The organism is Sinorhizobium sp. B11 (assembly GCA_039725955.1).
In the GTDB taxonomy this organism is placed as follows: domain Bacteria; phylum Pseudomonadota; class Alphaproteobacteria; order Rhizobiales; family Rhizobiaceae; genus Rhizobium.
Map to the genome: position 1 here is coordinate 542674 of CP091033.1, position 16056 is coordinate 558729.

14 protein-coding genes are annotated in these 16056 nt (G+C 59.3%); 10 read left to right on the forward strand and 4 right to left on the reverse strand.

The features are described from left to right. Positions 1 to 2: 2 nt before the first annotated feature. The 3 genes from LVY75_02505 to LVY75_02515 all read right to left on the reverse strand — a co-directional run bounded on the left by LVY75_02505 (position 3) and on the right by LVY75_02515 (position 3251). Positions 3 to 839: a carbohydrate ABC transporter permease gene (locus LVY75_02505; protein XAZ20856.1), complete on the reverse strand. Its 837-nt coding sequence runs from the start codon at positions 837 to 839 to the stop codon at positions 3 to 5. A gap of 4 nt (positions 840 to 843) precedes the next feature. Further along, the gene (locus LVY75_02510) at positions 844 to 1719 is read right to left on the reverse strand and encodes a sugar ABC transporter permease (GenBank protein XAZ20857.1); all 876 of its coding nucleotides are present in this window, start codon (positions 1717 to 1719) and stop codon (positions 844 to 846) included. Positions 1720 to 1817: 98 nt separating this feature from the next. Further along, positions 1818 to 3251, reverse strand: coding sequence for an extracellular solute-binding protein (locus LVY75_02515; protein XAZ20858.1), 1434 nt, complete (start codon positions 3249 to 3251; stop codon positions 1818 to 1820). Positions 3252 to 3546: 295 nt separating this feature from the next. Here LVY75_02515 and LVY75_02520 point away from each other — a divergent pair, with 295 nt between their 5' ends. From LVY75_02520 to LVY75_02545, 6 genes are all read left to right on the forward strand, one after another. Further along, positions 3547 to 4431 carry a sugar phosphate isomerase/epimerase gene (locus LVY75_02520; protein ID XAZ20859.1) on the forward strand — a complete coding sequence of 295 codons (885 nt, stop codon included), beginning with the start codon at positions 3547 to 3549 and terminating at the stop codon, positions 4429 to 4431. Positions 4432 to 4495: 64 nt separating this feature from the next. Then, a complete protein-coding gene (locus tag LVY75_02525; GenBank protein ID XAZ20860.1) occupies positions 4496 to 5710 on the forward strand; it encodes an ROK family protein in 1215 nt (404 codons plus the stop codon). Between the two features lie 26 nt (positions 5711 to 5736). Beyond that, positions 5737 to 6714 carry a sugar kinase gene (locus LVY75_02530; GenBank protein ID XAZ20861.1) on the forward strand — a complete coding sequence of 326 codons (978 nt, stop codon included), beginning with the start codon at positions 5737 to 5739 and terminating at the stop codon, positions 6712 to 6714. Next, entirely contained in the window at positions 6714 to 7988 is a 1275-nt protein-coding gene (locus LVY75_02535) for a D-tagatose-bisphosphate aldolase, class II, non-catalytic subunit (protein ID XAZ20862.1), read from the forward strand. Before LVY75_02530 ends, LVY75_02535 begins: the two co-directional genes overlap by 1 nt. 24 nt (positions 7989 to 8012) lie before the next feature. After that, positions 8013 to 8738 (forward strand): SDR family oxidoreductase, encoded by a 726-nt coding sequence (locus LVY75_02540; GenBank protein ID XAZ20863.1) that lies wholly within the window; start codon positions 8013 to 8015, stop codon positions 8736 to 8738. Positions 8739 to 8749: 11 nt separating this feature from the next. Then, positions 8750 to 9523: an SDR family oxidoreductase gene (locus LVY75_02545; GenBank protein XAZ20864.1), complete on the forward strand. Its 774-nt coding sequence runs from the start codon at positions 8750 to 8752 to the stop codon at positions 9521 to 9523. A 53-nt stretch (positions 9524 to 9576) separates the two neighbouring features. Here LVY75_02545 and LVY75_02550 read toward each other — a convergent pair whose 3' ends face one another. Then, positions 9577 to 10062: a MarR family winged helix-turn-helix transcriptional regulator gene (locus LVY75_02550; protein XAZ20865.1), complete on the reverse strand. Its 486-nt coding sequence runs from the start codon at positions 10060 to 10062 to the stop codon at positions 9577 to 9579. A gap of 50 nt (positions 10063 to 10112) precedes the next feature. On the opposite strand from LVY75_02550, the gene LVY75_02555 reads away from it, so the two are divergent. The 4 genes from LVY75_02555 to LVY75_02570 all read left to right on the forward strand — a co-directional run bounded on the left by LVY75_02555 (position 10113) and on the right by LVY75_02570 (position 16056). Next, complete coding sequence (locus tag LVY75_02555) at positions 10113 to 11627, forward strand: FAD-dependent oxidoreductase (protein ID XAZ20866.1); 1515 nt, start codon at positions 10113 to 10115, stop codon at positions 11625 to 11627. Positions 11628 to 11814: 187 nt separating this feature from the next. Beyond that, positions 11815 to 13368, forward strand: a complete 1554-nt coding sequence (locus tag LVY75_02560; GenBank protein XAZ20867.1) for an ABC transporter substrate-binding protein — start codon at positions 11815 to 11817, stop codon at positions 13366 to 13368. A 58-nt stretch (positions 13369 to 13426) separates the two neighbouring features. Further along, the gene (locus LVY75_02565; protein XAZ21296.1) at positions 13427 to 15205 is read left to right on the forward strand and encodes an ABC transporter ATP-binding protein; all 1779 of its coding nucleotides are present in this window, start codon (positions 13427 to 13429) and stop codon (positions 15203 to 15205) included. Beyond that, positions 15202 to 16056 carry an ABC transporter permease gene (locus LVY75_02570; protein ID XAZ20868.1) on the forward strand — a complete coding sequence of 285 codons (855 nt, stop codon included), beginning with the start codon at positions 15202 to 15204 and terminating at the stop codon, positions 16054 to 16056. The genes LVY75_02565 and LVY75_02570 overlap by 4 nt, the downstream gene beginning before the upstream one ends.

Here is a 16056-nt window from a genome sequence, read left to right on the forward strand (position 1 = left end):
CGCTATCCTTTCACTGCGCCGAAGGTCAGCCCGGCAACGATGTGACGCTGCACCACCGAAAAGACGATGAGGGCCGGGATCAAGGTCAGCATCGAGATCGCTGCCATGATGCCCCAGGCCGTCCCGGTCGTCGTCACGTATTCCGACAGTCCCGTTGTCAACGTGCGGGCGTTGAAGTTGGTGAGTGTCGCGGCGAGCAGATATTCGTTCCACGCGAACACCCAGGTGAGGATGAGCGTCACTGCAAGGCCCGGTCGCGCTAAGGGAAAGACGATGTCGTAGAGCACCATCCACGGGCTTGCGCCATCCATATAGGCGGCCTCGTCCAGTTCCTTCGGAATGCTCTCTACGGTCGGACGCAGGGTCCAGATGGCGAAGGGGAGGTTGAAGGAGCAGTAGACCAGGATCATGCCGAGCCTGGTATCAGCCAGCGAAAAGTCGCCGATCCTGTAGACCTGTGTCAGCAACAGGAAGAGCGGCAACAGGAAGACCGCCGGTGGCGCCATGCGGTTGGTGATCGTCCAGAAGAAGATGCTTTCCTTGCCTGCGAGATCGAAACGCGTCAGTGCGTAGCAGGCAAGAAAGCCGAGGGTCGTGACCAGGATCGCGTTCCCCGACGAAATGACCAGCGAGTTGATCATGTATCGCCGCAAGGTCTCGTTCGTCAGTACGTCCTGGTAGTTCTTCCAGAAGAAGCTCCGAAGGACGACGTCTGGCGTGGAAAACAGGTCAAAGGGCTGCTTCAGCGAGATGACGAAGAGCCAGTAGATCGGGAAGAGAGTTGCAAAGCTTATCAGCGTCCACAAGAGAACTGAAAGCCAGGGGTTCTGTCTTCTCATCGCATCAGCCTTTCTTCGCGCGGGGAGCAATCAGGCCAACATAGAGCAGCCAGCAGACGACGATGGTGAGATAAAGCACGACGACCGAGATCGCTGAGCCGTAGCCGTAGTTCGTTTTCGGAAAAACCTCTCTGAAGATGTGAACGCCGATATAGCGCGTCGACGACCCCGGACCGCCTCCGGTCAGCATCAGAACTTCGTCGACCGTGCGCAGCGCGTCCATGAGCCTGATGAACACCGTGGCCAGCAGGGCAGGGCGGATCAGAGGGAGCGTGATATGCCAGAAGATTTGGCTCTTGCCGGCGCCATCGATCTGCGCCTGCTCGAAGGGATCTGGCGGAAGCGAGACCAAGGCAGCGATCAGGGACAGGGTGACCAGCGGCGTCCAGTGCCAGACGTCCATGATGACAGTGATAGTGAATGCCGCGAGCGCACTCTGGCCGATGTTCAGATCGTAACCGAACCAGCTTCGCAGCAGATATGGGATGATGCCGATCGACGGTGTCGTCATCAGCTTCCAGACCGATCCGACAATGATGGGCGCCATTATCAGAGGAAGGGTGTGGATGGTGCGGAAGAACGCTTTTCCCGGAAAGTCCTTCATCAGCGCCTGCGCGAGTATGTATCCGAGGATCAGTTCGGAAACGACTGCGAAGAACACGAAGGCGATGGTGATGCCGAGCGAAGCAAGGAACTGCTTGTCGAAAACGAGGGTCCGGTAGTTCGAAGCCCAGTTGAAGACCATCAGCGGATTTGCGGCGAAAGGGTTCCACTGGTGAAACGAAACCCAGACAACGTAGATGAAAGGAAAGATGCCGAAGAGCCCGAGGATCAGGATCGTCGGTGACAGCAGCAGCCATCCAAGTTTTTGTGAATGCATCGCCTCATCCTCTTCGGCACCCAACGGGGGCGGCCTCTCAAGTCAAGAAAGGAGCGGGTCGCCAAGCGAAGACGACCCGCCAAGTTGGGGAGGATGACCTATTTGCGATAGCCGAGCGACGTGAGCTCTTCTTCCGTCTTGGCCGCCATCTGGTCGAGCCCTTCGTCGGGCGCGATCTTGCCGGTCAGGATGTCGAAGAAGATCGGCAGGGTTGCTTCACGCAGCTGGGCATGGAACGGATACGGAGGGGCGCCGGCGAAGAGTTTGCCCTCATCCTTCAGCATCGTGTAGAAACCGCCGAGCTTGACATCCATCGCCTTGACCTTCGGATCGTCGAAGGTCGCCTTGTTGGTAATGCGCGGTGCCGCGATCGCCCAATCAGGCTGCACGTCGTTCTGACCCATGAATTGGAGGAAGAGCAGGGCTGCTTCCTTGTTCTTGGATGTAACCGGCAGGCCGAAGGCGCCGCCGTCATAATAACCGATATAGCCCTTTCCGGATTTCGCGTCTTCCAGAACGCCCGGTTCCAGCGGCGGCAAGGCAAAGCCCACTTTGTCGACCACCTTCGACTGTGCAGGATCACTCGCGATCCATGCGGCGTTCTCACCGTAGATCAATCCTTGAGCGACACGGCCGGCAGCGAAGGTCGTGGCGGTTTCCGTCCAGGTCGATTGGGTCGATTCCGGCGGGGCAATGTCGCGCAGATGCAGCCAGTATTTCAGCGCGGCTTTCGCCTTGTCGCTGTTCATTGCACCGCCATGTTCGACGGTTGCAGCATAGTTGTTGCTGGCGTCGATGCCCCAGTTGTAGACACCGAAGGTCGGAGCGATGGATTCGAAATATTCATACCAGGACGCGGCGTGGCCTGTATGGGCCTGCGCAGTGGTGCCCCAGAGCTCAATGCCGTTATCCTTGCCGTATTTGGTGAAGAATTCGGCGATCTGCGTGTAGTCTTCATGCGTGGTCGCCGGCTTCAGGTCCTTGCCAGTCTCCTTCTTGAAGGCTTCCTTGATCTTCGGATCGTCGAAAAGGTCCTTGCGATAGAGGTAGGTCTTCAGGAAGGCTTCCATCGGAACGCCAAAGAGATCACCCTTCTTGTCCTTGAAGTAGTCGGCAAAGCTGGTGAAGTTTGCGTCGTCGTAGGTCGGCGCCTTCAGGTCCGCCTGATCCTTCAGCGTCTGCGTAATGTCGACGAGGAAATCCCGAGACAGATACGAATAGATGATGTCCTGTTCGATATAGACCATGTCATAGATGCCGGTCTTGGCCTCCATGTCCTTGATGGCCTTGTCGTACATCTGATCCCAGGACGTCGTCTCGATTTCGACCTTGATGCCCGTCTTCTTCTCGAATTCCGGCGCCAGCACATCCTTGATGTAGTTGGACGGCGGCGTGCTTTCGGTCACTCCGTGCAGCGTCACGCCCTTGAATTTGGCGCCGGCGTCGGACCAGAAATCTGCCCAGGCCGGCGAGGCAGCGGTGGCGAGACTGAGCGTCAGCGCGAGCGCGCTGGCCTTCAAAGCGTAGTTCATTTCAATCCTCCCAGATAGCAGCGAGATCATGTCGCCGGACCTTTGTGTAGAGGAAAAATGCCGTCTACGCAATATTTGTTGTCTAAACCTGCAAATATGCAAGCTATGTTATTGTTTTCGGTAGAAAGTAATTTACGAAAGAGAGACGGAGATAGGATGCAGGAATAACATTGCTGCATCGCAATGATTTACCTCGCAAAGGCAAAATTACGATCCTCGAATTTATTTGTTGCTTTGCCATACTAAATAACATAGCTGTTGCGCGAAGGCAGGCATCCAGCGGAGGAAAATGGCCATGCGTCGATTGGGTATCCATTCATTTGTATGGACAGGCGGCCAAACCCAGGAGGGCCTCGAAATGGCCCTCAACAAGTCGGCCGAGCACGGATATCGCACGATCGAATTCGCCTATCTGCGCCCGGAGAAATTCAATCTCGATCGTCTGGCGAAGCTCGCGCAATCTCTCGGCCTCGAGATCGGCGTGACGATGGGCCTGCCCGTCGACAAGGATATCTCAAGCGAGGATGCGGCGGCCATCGCCGCCGGTAGGCAGATGCTGGCCGATGCAGTGCATGCGGTGCGCGACATCGGCGGCAACAAGCTCGGTGGCATCCTCTATTCTGCCCATACCAAATATAATCGACAGCCCACGAAGAAGGGCTGGGACAACAGCGTCGCCGCGATCGCTGCGACTGCGGATATTGCAAGGGATGCGGGCGTCGACCTCGTCCTTGAGGTCGTGAACCGCTTCGAAACGAACCTTTTGAATACGACGGCCCAGGGACTTAAGTTCATTTCCGAGACCGGATCGGACCATGTCCGCCTGCATCTCGATACCTTCCACATGAATATCGAAGAAGCAAATCCGGCGGCTGCGATCCGGCTCGCCGGCGACAAGATCGGCTACTTCCACATCGGCGAAAGCAACCGCGGCTATCTCGGTGACGGCGTGATCAACTTCGACCTGATCTTCGATGCATTGCTCGATATCGACTACAAGCGCGACATCGTGTTCGAGAGCTTTTCAACCGCCGTCGTCGACGAAGGCCTTTCGCTCGCCTGCGCAATCTGGCGTGACACCTGGACCGACAATGACCCGCTGGCGGCACATGCCAAGCGCTATATCGAGCTGAAATATGAAGAAGCGAAACGCCGCCGCGTCACGAACGCGCGCCCTTGATAATCCTTCTGCCGATCTGCTTCGAAAGTGTAGGCTGGAGCAGTCGATTTGAAGAGAAATGAAGATGAACGACACCGTCTCCATCGGAAGCTCGCCGCGCAGGATCAGGCAGAACAACATCGTCGCTGCCCTGCAGACGATCTACGGCCATCGCCGCCTAAGTCGGGCCGATCTGGCGCGGAAGCTTGGAATGAACCGCTCGTCGTCGGGCGAGATCGTTGCCGAGTTGACGGAAAGCGGCTTGGTCCAGGAGTCGGAGGAGAGCAGCAAGCAGCGTTCGGAGCAATCGCGCGCCGGCCGGCCGGGGATCATGCTCGAACTGGTGCCGGATGCAGCATTCTTCGCCGGGCTCGAGCTTGGCGTCGAGCACATATCTGCTGTCGTCGTGGATCTTTCGGCAGACGTCCGTGCCTGTCGCAGGCTGGCCTTCCAGGCGGAGTCCTCGACCGTGGAGGAAGCTGTGGCGCGGGGCGTCGAGCTCCTCATGAACGCCATGTCGACAGAAATGGTCGAGCGCTGCAGGGGGCTGGGCATATCCGCGCCGGCGCATATCCGGCCGGAAGGAATTGTCACGCTTGCGCCGATCATCGGCTGGCGAGAGGTGCCATTGAAGGAGATCGGCCGCAGCGCCTTTCCGGCCGAGGTGCCGATTGCGGTGGAGAACGATGCCAACGCCTTCGCCATCGGTGACAGCTATCGTCGCGGCATTTCCGGGGTGACGCTCTTCCTGCTCATGGAGACCGGCGTCGGTGGAGGGATCATGATCGACGGGAAGCTGTTTCGTGGCGGTCATGGCCTTGCTGGCGAAATCGGCCATACCCTCGTACCGGGAAGCGGCGGACAGAAATTCGAGCAGCTGATCGGCCGCGAGGTGCTGATCCGGCAGTACCGGGAAGCGACCGGCCGTACCGACGTCGATCTACAGGATTTCCTCACCGACGTTCGCGACCGTGTCCCGGACGCGGTGAACATAGCGGAGATGTGGTCGCGGCATCTTGCCTATGCGTTGCTGCAGGCCTGCCGTCTGCTCGATCCGGTCCGGATTGTCCTCGGCGGCTCCGTGGCCTCGCTCTATCCGATGGTGGCTGCCCGTGTGGCGGTCCACATGGCGGAGGGCCAGAACATTCCTTTTCCGACACCCGAGATCGTCGTTGATGACGATGCGGAATTCGGGTCCGCCTTCGGCGCGGCGTGCATGCTGCACCAGCGCTTCCTCTCTCTCGAAAACGAGGAATTCGGCGGTGAAGACGGCGCCTTACAACGATCAACAGCGACTTAGCGACACCTATCGAAAGCAGGATTGCAATGACTTCAGTGCTGGCTCCGGACAGTCTCGGTCCCACGGTTTGCGTCGGTGAGATCCTCGTGGAGATCGTTGCTACGACCGTCGGAGACGGATTCCTTGAGGCTCAGCCTCTTTTTGGCCCGTTCGCCAGCGGGGCGCCGGCGATCTTCATCTCGCAATGCGGCCGACTCGGCGGCTCGGCGGCCATGGTCGGAGCGGTCGGCAATGACGATTTCGGTCGTGTCAATGTCGACCGCCTCAGGCGTGACGGCGTCGATGTCTCTACCATTGCCGTCGATCCTGACTATCCGACGGGAAGCGCCTTCGTCCGCTACCGCAACGACGGTTCCCGCGACTTCGTCTATAATATCGCAAGGTCCGCGGCCGCACGTTTCGGCTGGTCTCCGGACGTCAGCGATCTCATCAGCCGCAGCGGGCACCTTCACGTGATGGGTTCGGCACTTTCCGTCCAGAGTGCTCGGGAGGTGATCGACAAGGCAGTCGACATCGTGAAGGCGCGGGGCGGTACGCTGTCGGTCGATCCGAACATCCGCAAGGAATTGCAGCTCGATGAGGACACCGAACGCCGATTTTCCCGGCTCGTCGCTGCCGCCGATCTTCTCTTGCCGTCGGGTGAGGAGCTCGAGAGGGCGGCAGGTGTGCCAGGCGAAGCCGAAGCGATCCGCCGCCTTTTCGAAATCGGCGTGAAGGAGATCGTGCTGAAGCGCGGTGCCGAAGGCGCGACCTATTTCGGCAAGGATGGAGGCCGTATCGATGCTCCTGCATTCCTCGTCGACGAGGTCGATCCGACCGGTGCCGGCGATTGCTTCGGCGGCGCTTACCTCACCTGCCGGCGGCTCGGAATGCCTCCAGGTGAGGCTCTCACCTATGGTTCGGCTGCAGGTGCGCGTAATGTTGCGATCCGTGGCCCGATGGAGGGTGCCGGCACACGTCAGGAGCTCGACGCGTTCATCGCCTCAACGGAAAGGCGCTCCTGATGCAGATTGCGCTCAATCAACTGGCCACGCTCAGGGCTCAGGGTCGTCCTCTTGGTATTACCTCTGTCTGCTCGGCCCATCCGATCGTCTTGAGAGCGGCGTTGCGTCATGGGCGGGCTCATTCGAGCACGATTCTGATCGAGGCCACCTGCAACCAGGTCAACCACCTGGGCGGCTATACGGGCATGACCCCTGAGGACTTTGCGGCCCTCGTCCTGCGCGTCGCCAAAGAGGAGGGGTGCCCAGAAAATCTCATCGTGCTGGGAGGCGATCATCTCGGGCCAAATCCCTGGCGGGATCGTGCGGCCGAAGAGGCCATGGTGGAAGCCGAGAGGATGGTCGCGGCCTATATCGATGCCGGCTTCCGCAAGATCCACTTGGACGCGTCGATGGGCTGCCTGGGCGAACCCGCCGCATTGGACGACGAGACGACCGCCTATCGCGCTGCACGGCTTGCCGCCGTCGCGGAGACCGCGGCAAGGCGGGCAGGAGGCGCCATGCCGGTCTATGTAATCGGCACGGAGGTTCCTCCTCCCGGTGGTGCCGATCACGCGCTGACCACGATCGAGCCGACCGAGGCTTCGGCCGCCAGACGGACGATCGATATCCATCGTCGTATCTTCGCACAGGCCGGCCTTGCTGAGGCGTTTGCGCGTGCCATCGGCCTCGTGGTGCAGCCGGGCGTCGAGTTCGGCAACCATAATGTCATCAGCTATGATCGCGGCAGGATCGACGCGTTGAAGCAGGTGCTCGAGGACGAGCCACAATTCGTGTTCGAAGCGCATTCCACCGATTATCAGGGCACTCGTCCGCTGAGCGCACTCGTCGAAGACGGTTTTCCGATCCTCAAGGTTGGGCCGGAACTGACCTTTGTCCTGCGCGAGGCCCTCTACGGGCTGGATCTGATCGCATCCGACCTCGTGTCTGATTATGGCGAACGTCCGCTATACGCTGCGATGGAGGCTTTGATGCTGACGCATCCGGAAAACTGGAGCCGTCACTATCATGGTACGGAGGACGAGCAGCGCTGGCTTCGTCATTACTCGCTGTCTGATCGCATCCGATACTATTGGACGTCTGAGCCGGCTCAATCCGCGGTCGCGCGCCTTTACGGTGCGCTTGCAGGGAAAGCCGTGCCACTTCCGCTTTTCTGGCAGCACATGCCGGCAGCCGCACTGTTTTCCGATGCGCCACTCGATCCGGAAGAGGTTTTGGTCTGGCGGGTGACGAAAAGCCTTGCCGAATATCATGCAGCATGCGGCGGAGCGAGATGAGGCCGCCCAACAGAGGAGGAAGGAATGAACGAGTTGAAAGGGAAGGTTGCTGCGATCACGGGCGCGGCCTCCGGTATCGGTATGGCGTCGACGGAGGCGATGATCGCGGCGGGTGCCACGGTCGTTCTTGTTGACCGTGACGAGAAAGCGTTGAAGTCTGCCTGCGAGCGCCTCGGTGCACAGGCGATACCTCTCGCTTTGGATCTCCTGGATCCCGAGGCATGCGCCGGGCTTCTCGATCGCGTGCTGTCCAAGGTAAGCCAGCTCGATATCTTTCATGCCAATGCTGGCACCTATATCGGCGGTGACCTCGCGGACGCCAATCTCGATGCCATCGACCGGATGCTGAACCTGAACGTCAATGTCGTCATCAAGAACGTCCGGACCGTCATTCCGCACATGATCGAACGTGGCACCGGCGACATCGTCGTCACAAGCTCCGTCGCGGGCCATGCGCCCGTTCCCTGGGAGCCGGTCTATTCGCCGTCGAAATGGGCGATGCATTGCTTCGTCCAGACCATGCGCCGCCAGCTTCTGAAAAGCGGTATTCGTGTCGGCTCCGTCTCGCCCGGTCCTGTCATCAGCGCGCTGCTTGCCGACTGGCCGGAGGAAAACCTCCGCAAGGCGAAGGAAGCTGGGGCCCTGATCGAACCCAAGGAGGTGGCTGACGCCATCATGTTCATGCTGACGCGTCCGCGTAACGTCACGATCCGCGACATCGTCGTTCTACCAAGCGCATTCGACATTTGAGGAGCCGAGCTATGAGCTATCAGGAAAAATTCCGCCTCGACGGCGAACGGGCTGTCGTTACCGGCGGCGGACGCGCCATTGGACTTTGCTGCGCCCATGCGCTCGCCGAGGCTGGTGCCGCCGTCATCGTGATCGAGCGTAACGAAGCCGACGCAGAGGAAGCGCTGGCGCTTCGGGGCAAGGGATATGACATCGAGTTACGGTTGGGTGACGTCACTGATTCCGCGCGCATGGAGGCCATTGCCAATGAGCTTGCCGATGGTGGCCGGCCGGCATCGATCCTGGTGAACAATGCAGGGATCGGCAAGAACGGCATCCCGTCGGAGGACGTCACCGACGCCGACTGGCTGCGGATGATGGACGTCAATGTCAATGGCGTCTTCTGGTGCTCGCGTTCCTTCGGCCGTCACATGGTTGCGATGAAACGCGGTGCGATCGTCAATCTCGGTTCGATGTCGGGCATCATCTGCAACCGGCCGCAGGCGCAGACACCTTATAATGTTTCGAAGGCGGCTGTGCACCACATAACGCGCTCGATGGCCGCCGAGTGGGCCCAGCACGGCGTCAGGGTCAATGCCGTCGCGCCGACTTATATCGAAACGCCGATGGTTGCGGCAGTCGAAGCCAATCGTGAACGGATTCCGATCTGGCTCAACGATACGCCGATGGGACGAATGGGCACGCCGGAGGAGGTTGCCAGCGCTGTTCTCTTCCTTGCATCGGGTGCTGCAAGCCTGATGACGGGTGCAATCGTCAGCGTCGACGCAGGTTTCACCTGCTGGTAGATGCGCTATAGTTCGCAGGCGCCGTGTCCACAGGCGCCTGCATTCCATCAGGTTCAACTCCGAGCCGGGTCGTCCCTCACGGCATCGGCGAACTTGCGCATCAGGCGGACCAGATTGTCGAGATCATCGGGATCCCAGGTCTTGAATATCTCGATCCCCATGCGCTCGCGCGCGGCATCGACACGATCCGTCATCGATTTGCCTTGCGGGGTCACGATTGCTTCGCTGACGCGCCGGTCCGTCGCGCTGGCCTGACGCTGGATCAGGCCGAGGCTCTCCAGCTTGGCGACCTGACGGCTGACTGTCGTGTAGTCGCGGCCGGCACGGTCGGCCAGCTCGACTACGCCGATTGGCCCCAGTCTCTCGATACCCACCAGCAGGGGAAAGAGCGCACGGTCGAGCGAAATCCCAGCCTCCCTGACCATTGCTTCGTCGCGTTGCGGACGGTTCATGACGCTGACGATTTCAAGCAGTGATCCATGAAGGTCACGGATACAGTTTGAGATATGTGTATTTTGCACATTTTTTGTTGACGGCATTCCTGTTCTCCTATTATGTGCATAATACACATAAATGAGGAGCTACGGCAATGACAGATGAAGATGCAATCGATGTTTTGATTTGTGGCGCCGGCGCTGCCGGCCTGACACTGGCGATCGATCTGGCGCGGCGCGGCATATCCTTCCGGCTGATCGAGAAAATGGATGATCCGTTTCGCGGCTCACGCGGCAAGGGCCTCCAGCCGCGAACCCTGGAAGTCTTTGAGGATCTCGGTATCGTCGACAGGATTGCCGGTTCCAGCAGCCTCTATCCGCACCAGCGCGAATATCATGGCGACGGTAGCGTGAAGGATGTTGCGCTTTTCGAGGTCGGTGAACCGATCCCGGCCGAGCCCTACGGCACGCCGCTTCTCGTCCCCCAATTTCTGACGGAGGCAGCAATGCGCGAACGCCTCGCAGAACTCGGTCACTACCCGGAATTTGGTTGCGCTTTGATTGCCTTCGAGCAGGACGGGCAAGGGGTTACCGCGAGGATTTCCAAGGGCGGAGAAGAGCAAATCATGCGGGCGCGTTACCTCGTTGGTACTGACGGCGGCCGAAGCTTTGTCCGCCATGCACTTTCCATCGATTTTCCGGGAAAGACGCTCGGCGTTCGCGCGATCGTCGCCGATGTGACGTTGACAGGTTTGAGCAGAGACGTCTGGCATCGATTCAACGAGGGATCGATGGAAACGCAGATCTCCTTTTGCCCCTTGGCCGAGACGGGCCTCTTCCAGATGCAGGGGCCGATACCCCTGGAGGGTGAAGTCGATCTCTCCGCCGAGGGGCTTTCGGCCCTCACGGCTGAGCGCACAGGCCGCACCGATATCAATATTCAATCGGTTTCCTGGGCTTCGGCATTCAATATGAACGCCCGGCTTGCCGATAGTTATCGCATTGGCCGTGTCTTTCTCGCCGGCGACGCAGCCCATACCCACCCGCCGACAGGTGGCCAGGGCCTGAACACCAGCGTTCAGGACGCCTATAATCTTGGCTGGAAACTGGCAGCCGTCCTGTCGGGTGCTCCAGAGGGGCTGCTCGACACCTATGAGGAAGAGCGCCGTCTGATCGCAGCGGACATGCTGGGGCTCGCCACCAGGCTGCTCGACGACGCGAAGCGTGGAGAGATGCGGCGTGGCCGCGAGGTTCACCAGCTTGACATCGGCTATGGCGGTTCCAGCCTGTCGCTTGACGATCCGCTGCGTCGGGCTCGTATCCTCGCCGGGGACCGCGCTCCCGATGCGCTGCTGAAGGGTGCCGCAGGTCAGGCTACCCGGCTGTTTGAGCTCTTCAAAGGCCCGCATTGGACACTTCTTGGATTTGAGGCGGCAGCCATTTCCATTCAGCCGCGCAAGGGCCTGCATATTCATAGGATTGGACAAGGCGGCGATCTCACCGACAGCGAAAACCGGTTCCGCGAAACCTATGATATCGCGTCGGGCGAGTGGATCCTTGTCCGTCCCGATGGTTATATCGGCGCGATCGTATCGCAGCCCGAAGTGGCAGCATTGGAAACCTATCTTCGGTCTGTCGGATTGCAGGCAGGTGCAACGGTAACGCATTGAAACATGCTTCCGCGATATGTCCGGCAGCGAATCCGCAAATATTTATGGCGCGGAATCTTCAAGGATTTTCAGCAACGTGCCGCTATAATTGTGATGACAACGGCGTTGGCAACGGTTGCGCATCGGGCATTTGGCCGCCTTGTGCTTCCGTCGCCTGCGACCGGTATGACACAATAACGGATCACTCATGCCGAAATTCCTGTTCGCTTCGATATTCGCACGCACCAGCCGAGCTATCGGTCTTCGCCTGCTTGCCCTTTCACTTGGACTGCTGATTTTCGTTGTTACGGGTCATGCTGAAGATGTCCTGCGCATTCCCTATTCGTCCGACATAGGCAGTCTCGACCCCGACAACGGTTTTGAGGTTGCCGGATTGACGACGCTCGACAGCGTCTACGAGGGTCTCGTCAAATATGAAGCCGGCTCAACGAAGATCGCCGGCTTGCTGGCAAAGAGCTGGGAGGTATCGGGGGACGGTCTGGCCTATACGTTTCACCTTGTCGACGGCGTCAAGTTTCATGATGGTACGGCCCTGAACGCGGATGCGGTTGTCACCTCATTCAAGCGCCGTCGCGACGGCGGTCTTGTCCAGAACTATACGCTCGCCAACATGGCAGATATCGCAGCACCGGATGCTTCCACCGTCGTCATCACGCTGCGCCATACACAGCCTTCCTTCATGGATAGTCTCGCAAGCCCGTGGGGGCCGAAAGTCATCAGCCCGGGAGCCCTTTCCGATCATGCCAAGGGCGACCTTGCCACGGGATGGCTGACCGATCATGCGGTTGGAACCGGGCCCTTCAAGCTCGCCGAATTCAAGCGAGGTGAGCGATATGTGCTCGAGCGGAACGAAAACTATTGGGGGGCCAAACCTTTTTTCGGCAAGGTGGAATTTATGGTCATTCCCGATATCGGCCAGCAGATTCTCAAATTGAAAGCCGGTGAGATCGATGCCGTACCTGCCAATTTCCCGTTCGCGCAGGTCAGTAGCCTGCCAGCCGATCTGCAAATAACCTCGGCTCCCAGCATGACACAATACGAGGCCTTCATTAAGCCGGGATCGCCGCTCGACGATGCCGAGGTTCGCAAGGCGGTTCTGACCGCGATCAACCCGAATTTGTGGGCGAGCGATGCTTTCGGGCAATATGCGCATGTCTCGAAATCGCTCTATCCGAACATCATGCTGGATCCAGGTCAGCCAGTGCAGTTTCCGACGGATATCGAGGCAGCGAAATCTGCCATCGCCAGGCACGGAGCGGTCACCCTCAGCATCGGACTCTACAGCGCCAATCCGAGCTACGGGCGTATTGCCGACCTGATGATCGCCGGGCTATCTCTCATCGGTGTCCAGGCCACCTCCCATATCATGCCGCCGGGGGCGGCCTATGCCATGAAGGGCGACCCTGCAGCTCCGGACATGCTGCTGATCATCGCTTCACCGGACGCGGCTCATCCCGACAATCAGGCGAAGGCCTTCTTCACCAAGGATGCGCCGCTCAATCTTTACGGCAGGGCGCTTCCGGATGCGGATGCGCTTGTCGCGGAAGGCGCGTCCAAAGCGGATATCGCCGCGCGCAACGCGCTTTATGAAAAAGCCGGCCAGATGTATTTCGATGCAGGCCATTTCATCCCGCTCGTCGATGTCGACGACGTTGTAGTTCATCGCACGGGGCTGAAGGATCTGGGTCTGCGGCCGGTCTTTCCAAGAGGCAGCATCGATTTTTCGAGCGTGAGACGCTGATGGCCGGGGTGACGGCCTCAGACGGAGTTCGTGGCTCTAACTCAGCCTGTGAGGCATGATGGCTGTGAGCAAGGCAGTCCTCTCCATCGCCAATCTCAGTGTCGTCCTGCGGCGAAGCGATCGTGACCACCTTGTGCTCGATGGGATCAATTTTGAGGCGCTTCCGGGTGAGATCATTGCGGTCGTCGGAGAGAGCGGCTCGGGCAAATCTACGCTTGGAGCAACAATTCAGGGTCTTCTGCCGGCCTCTAGCGAGCCGAAGATCAGCGGCTCGATCGATCTTGCCGGTTTGGAGATAGTGGGGGCAGAGCCGCGGGTTCTTCGTGCGGCACGTCACTCGCTTGTGCGTGCCATTCCCCAGGATCCAATGGGTGCCCTCAACCCGACGATGACGATCCGCCATCAACTCCGGGAATCGGCCGCTGGAGACGACAGCTTCATCGGGGATTGGCTTGGCAGGGTCGGACTCGAGAACACGAAAGCCATACTCGACACATTTCCGCATCGGCTGTCTGGTGGGCAGCGCCAGCGCGTACTGATCGCGATGGCATTGATGGCACAGCCAAAAGTTCTGATTGCCGATGAGTCAATTACCTCACTCGACCTACCCTTGCGAAGTAAGGTTCTCGAACTGCTACGCAAGATCGCTCGGGAGCAGCAGACTGCAATTCTTTTCATCACCCATAATCTTGTCGCAGCTGCATCGCTCGCGGATCGCGTGCTTGTAATCTATGGCGGGCGGATTCTGGAATTGGGTAGAACGGCAGATGTTTTGACAAATCCCGGCCATCCTTATCTCGCCGGTCTGCTTGCCACTCGATTCGATTTTGACACGGATCGCACGCACCTTCTGCCTACTCTGCCGGCCGAGCGGATGAGGCTCGCCGATCCGGAAAACGTTTGTTGTTATGCCTCCCGTTGCCTCATCGTCCGGGACAAGTGCTTAAATAGCCGGCCCCAACCAACGCAGCTTTCTGTCAGCGGCCACACCGCGGCGTGCTTCTTCACCGACCTGGTCAAATCCAGCGCAGATCAACTTCTTTCTACGGAAGTCTGGCCGATGGTCACAGCGGCGAAGCCCGTGGAAGCGCTGCGGTTGTCCAGTGTCAGGAAGAGCTTTACGTCCACCGGCCCCTTTGGTCGCCGCAGATCTCAGCAGGTGCTGGAATCGGTCAATCTTTCGGTCGCGCTTGGTGAGTGCTTGGCCCTGCTTGGGAAAAGCGGCGCCGGCAAATCGACGATTATCAGGCTCGCGGCCGGACTTCTGCTGCCTGATGGTGGAGAGATTTTCCGTATCGACAATGCGCCACAAATTGTCTTTCAGGATGCTGCAGCATCCCTCACGCCTTGGCTTTCCATCGGCGAACAGATCGGCGATCGGTTACGGTATCTCGGTCTTAGCAAGGCAGAGCGCCTTCAAAAGGTTGGCAGGGCGCTTGAAATGGTCGGTCTCGATGAGAGCCTCATGTCTTCACTGCCGGCCGGTCTGTCCATTGGTCAATGCCAGCGTGCCGTCATCGCCCGCGCGATCATCGTGCCGCCGAAACTCCTGCTCTGCGACGAGCCGATCAGCGCGCTCGATGTATCGCTTGCTGCCACCACGTTGAACCTTCTCGGCGAGATCAGACGCCGCCTAGACATGGCGGTGCTTTTCGTTACCCATGATCTCGCCGCCGCAAGAATAATCGCCGATCGTATCGCTGTGCTGGATGAAGGTCGGGTAGTGCAGCAGGGTGATCCAGATAAGATCACTGACGGTTTTAATGTACCATCGATGGGCTCCGTTCTCGCAGCGATGCCGAGAACCCAAGCGAGCACAAGCGGACCGGACCTATGAACGTTCCCGAGTTCCTTCCCGAGGAACGCTTCGTGCGCTGGCCCGTTGTTCTCGGCCGCACCAGCTGGATCGACCGGATTGGGCTTTTTGGCGTAGTTGCCGTAACGATCATCGCTTTGTTCGCCGCATGGCTCACGCCATTCGACCCGCAGCTCCGTGTCGCGGCGGCCTATCTGCCGCCTTCCGCCGAGCACTGGTTCGGGACAGACGAGATTGGGCGTGATCTCTTCTCGCGTATCGTCATCGGTATCCAATATACATGGCTGCCCGCGCTTGCCCTTGTCCTCATCAGCCTCGTCGTCGGCACATGCGTCGGCATGATACCCCGTCTCATCAGCCGCAGGCTCGACATGCTGGCGCAATGGGTAGCCGAGTTCTTCCTGATCATGCCATCGACGCTGGTGGCGCTGGCGATAATCGCCACCCTGGGTGGAGGACTTACTAATACGATGATTGCGATGGGTATCGCGTGGTGGCCCTGGTATGCGCGCATATCCCGCGACGAGCTTCGGCGGTTGAACGGTCGTCCGCATGTCGAGGCTGCAAGAATCGCCGGTATCAGCGGCCCGCGCCTGCTGCTGCGCTACCTTCTTCCGGGCGCACTTCCGGCCCTGCTCGTGGCGGCGACACTGGACGTCGCAACGGCCATTATGACGATGTCGCTCATGTCCTTCATCGGGCTCGGCCAACCTGCCCCGGCGCCTGAGCTCGGGGCGATGACATCGAGGGCGCTTGATAGTCTGTCCATTTATTGGTGGCTGCCAATATTGCCGGCGGCGGCCATTTTTCTCATCTGTCTTCTCGCCAATCTTGCGGGAGACGGCCTTCGCACGGCGTTGCGAGGAACCTAG

Bases quoted from the DNA above. Each gene is read 5' to 3' on its own strand.
- LVY75_02505 (XAZ20856.1), bottom strand. From the start codon at position 839: ATGAGAAGACAGAACCCCTGGCTTTCAGTTCTCTTGTGGACGCTGATA.
- LVY75_02510 (XAZ20857.1), bottom strand. From the start codon at position 1,719: ATGCATTCACAAAAACTTGGATGGCTGCTGCTGTCACCGACGATCCTG.
- LVY75_02515 (XAZ20858.1), bottom strand. From the start codon at position 3,251: ATGAACTACGCTTTGAAGGCCAGCGCGCTCGCGCTGACGCTCAGTCTC.
- LVY75_02520 (XAZ20859.1), top strand. From the start codon at position 3,547: ATGCGTCGATTGGGTATCCATTCATTTGTATGGACAGGCGGCCAAACC.
- LVY75_02525 (XAZ20860.1), top strand. From the start codon at position 4,496: ATGAACGACACCGTCTCCATCGGAAGCTCGCCGCGCAGGATCAGGCAG.
- LVY75_02530 (XAZ20861.1), top strand. From the start codon at position 5,737: ATGACTTCAGTGCTGGCTCCGGACAGTCTCGGTCCCACGGTTTGCGTC.
- LVY75_02535 (XAZ20862.1), top strand. From the start codon at position 6,714: ATGCAGATTGCGCTCAATCAACTGGCCACGCTCAGGGCTCAGGGTCGT.
- LVY75_02540 (XAZ20863.1), top strand. From the start codon at position 8,013: ATGAACGAGTTGAAAGGGAAGGTTGCTGCGATCACGGGCGCGGCCTCC.
- LVY75_02545 (XAZ20864.1), top strand. From the start codon at position 8,750: ATGAGCTATCAGGAAAAATTCCGCCTCGACGGCGAACGGGCTGTCGTT.
- LVY75_02550 (XAZ20865.1), bottom strand. From the start codon at position 10,062: ATGCCGTCAACAAAAAATGTGCAAAATACACATATCTCAAACTGTATC.
- LVY75_02555 (XAZ20866.1), top strand. From the start codon at position 10,113: ATGACAGATGAAGATGCAATCGATGTTTTGATTTGTGGCGCCGGCGCT.
- LVY75_02560 (XAZ20867.1), top strand. From the start codon at position 11,815: ATGCCGAAATTCCTGTTCGCTTCGATATTCGCACGCACCAGCCGAGCT.
- LVY75_02565 (XAZ21296.1), top strand. From the start codon at position 13,427: ATGGCTGTGAGCAAGGCAGTCCTCTCCATCGCCAATCTCAGTGTCGTC.
- LVY75_02570 (XAZ20868.1), top strand. From the start codon at position 15,202: ATGAACGTTCCCGAGTTCCTTCCCGAGGAACGCTTCGTGCGCTGGCCC.